A 2,727-nucleotide genomic window follows, 5' to 3' on the forward strand; every position below is an offset into this window, starting at 1 on the left:
GCCCGGCTCGCTCGAGCGGGTTCACCTCGCCGCCGAGGCGACGAAGCGCGCGCTGACCGACGGCCTCCACCACGTCACCGATCCCGAGTTCGAGGACGTTCCCGACCTCGCGTCGAAATCCTACGCGACCGACCGCGCCACGGAGATCGACGCCGAGGCGACGGCCGACGTCGAGGTCGGCTTCCCGAACGACCGCGCCGAGGACGCCGATACCGTGTTGCTGACGGTCGCCGACAACGCGGGGAACGTCGTCTCGTACATCAACTCCCGGTTCAGAGACTTCGGCAGCGGCGTCGTCGCCGGCGACACTGGCATCGCGCTGCAGAACCGGGGCAGTTCCTTCTCGCTCGATTCCGACCACCCGAACCGCTTCGAACCCGGAAAGCGGCCGTTCCACACGCTGATCCCCGGCGTCGCTCGGCTCGACGAGGACGACTGGGCCGCGTTCGGCATCATGGGCGGCTACATGCAACCGCAGGGCCACGTCCAGGTGCTGATGAATCTCCTTGACGATGGGATGTCGATTCAGGAGGCGCTCGACTTCCCGCGCTGGCGATACCAGACGAACGGCCAACTGGCCGTCGAGGGGCGGTTCGACGGCTCGCTGCTGACGAAACTCGCCCGGCGCGGCCACGACGTTCGCGTCATGCCGCCGCCGCACTTCGGCGGCGGGCAGATCGCGCGCAACGCCGACGGCGTGCTCTCCGGCGGGACCGATCCCCGAAAGGACGGTGCGGCGATCGGCTTCTGACCTGCACAAACTATATCCTTTCGCCGGGCACGCTATCAGGAGTATGCAACCATTAGCGGGCGTTACCGTCATCGACGCGACCCAGGCGCTGGTCGGTCCGTTCACGGGCCAGACGCTCGGCGACCTCGGTGCGGACGTGATCAAGATCGAACGGCCGGGCCACGGCGACCTCACGCGGACCTACTCGCCGCAGTACGGCGAGAAACTCTCCGCGTACTTCGTCAGCACGAACCGGAACAAGCGCAGCGTCAGCCTCGACCTCACGACGGCCGAGGGGCAGGCGGTCCTCCTCGACCTGGTCGAGGAGGCGGACGTCTTCGTCCAGAACTTCTCGCCCGGAAAGGAGGCGGCGTTCGGCGCCGAGTACGAGACGCTCTCGGCGGTCACCGACGACCTCGTCTACTGCGACATCTCCGGCTACGGGCGGGACAGTCCCTACGCCGATCGGAAGTCCTTCGACATCATTCTGCAGGGCGAATCCGGTATGATGAGCGTCACGGGCACCGAGGATCAGCCGGCGCGGATCGGCGTCTCCATCTGCGATCTGGCGGGCGCCATGACGGCGATCTACTCGATCCTCACGGCGCTGTACCACCGCGAACGAACTGGAAAAGGCGAGTACATCGAGGTCTCGCTGCTGGACGCGAGCTTCCAGTTTCTGGGCTACCACGTCTCGAACTACTTCGCGACGGGCGAAAACCCCGGACGCATGGGCACGCGCCATCCGAGCCTCATGCCCTACCAGGCGTTCGAGACCGCCGACTCGCACGTCGTCGTCGGCGTCGTCAGCGAACACATCTGGCCGAAGCTCTGCCGGGCGATCGATCGCGAGGAGTGGATCGACGACGAGCGCTACGCGACGTTCACCGATCGCGTCGAGAACAGGGACGAACTCGACCCCGCGCTCGACAACATCTTCGCCGAGCGGACGACCGACGAGTGGATGGCGATCCTTTGGGCGGAGGACGTCCCCTGTACGCCCGTTCGGGACGTCGAAACGCTGGTCGACGATCCGCACATCGAGACGCGCGGCATGATCGCGGAGATGGAACACCCCGACCTGGGGACGTTCAAGTCGCCGGGCAATCCCGCCAACTTCGCCTCGCTCGAGACCGATACGAGCGGCCCGCCGCCGCGCCTCGGCGAACACACGGACGAGGTGTTGGCCGAACTTGGTTACGACGAGACCGAGCGCGAGCGGCTTCGGGAGAACGACGTCGTCTGATTCCGGCTCGCTCGACCGCGGGCGCCGGACCGCCGATGCGCCGGCGCGAGGGGTCCGGTCCCGCCGTTAAACGATCGTGACCGGACGATCGGCCTTGAGGATGACGTCCTGAGTGACGCTGCCGAACACCGCTTTGCTGACCGGCGACCGCTTCCGACCCGGGATCACGATGGTATCGGCGTCGGCCTCCTCGGCGTACTCGACGATCTCGGTGCCGGGATCGCCGTGGCGGCGAACGAGGTCGACCTCGACGCCCGCCTCGGCCAGCCGGTCCCGGGCGCTCTCGACCGACTCGGGGAACTCGTCTTCGTCGTAGAGGTCTTCGGACCGGACGTTTCCGCCGTCGTCGATCGCTTTGAACTCCTTGAACACGTTCACGACCGTAACGGAGAGGTCGTCGAGGTCCGCGCCGAGCCCCGACTCGTCACCGAGGTGCGTGACGAACTGTGCTGCGGTCGCCGCTCGCGTCCCGTCTTCGTCGATCGGGATAACGATGTGGTACATGGCTCTCCTTCAAATTGGGACCCTAGCCATATAATCGTACTCGCGGGGCCGACTGTCGGCGGCTACGGCGTCACGGGTCGCGGGTCGACGGCTCCGAATCGCCGGTCGTCTCTGGCGGGTCGCTTGCAGCCCGATAGACCTCGAGCTGATCCAGAAGGCGCTGATCCCGCTCGGCGGTCACCTCGTCGCGATCCGTCGCCTCCCAGTCGTAGACGCCGCGGCCGGTTTTCAGCCCGACGCGCCCCTC

Annotated in this window: 3 protein-coding genes; 2 read left to right on the top strand and 1 reads right to left on the bottom strand. The window is 66.8% G+C overall.

The annotated features are described in order from the left end of the window. Together PGX04_RS26805 and PGX04_RS26810 are read left to right on the top strand one after the other, a co-directional pair. Nucleotides 1-751, top strand: a 751-nt coding sequence (locus PGX04_RS26805) for a gamma-glutamyltransferase (protein WP_273741278.1), incomplete at its 5' end; no start/stop codon positions are given. 43 nt (nt 752-794) lie between these two features. Continuing rightward, nucleotides 795-1,976 carry a CaiB/BaiF CoA transferase family protein gene (locus tag PGX04_RS26810; protein WP_273741279.1) on the top strand — a complete coding sequence of 394 codons (1,182 nt, stop codon included), beginning with the start codon at nt 795-797 and terminating at the stop codon, nt 1,974-1,976. Between the two features lie 66 nt (nt 1,977-2,042). Here PGX04_RS26810 and PGX04_RS26815 read toward each other — a convergent pair whose 3' ends face one another. Beyond that, nucleotides 2,043-2,480, bottom strand: coding sequence for a universal stress protein (locus PGX04_RS26815; RefSeq protein WP_273741280.1), 438 nt, complete (start codon nt 2,478-2,480; stop codon nt 2,043-2,045). Between the last annotated feature and the right edge of the window lie 247 nt (nt 2,481-2,727).

It is taken from the genome of Natrinema soli (genome assembly GCF_028618695.1).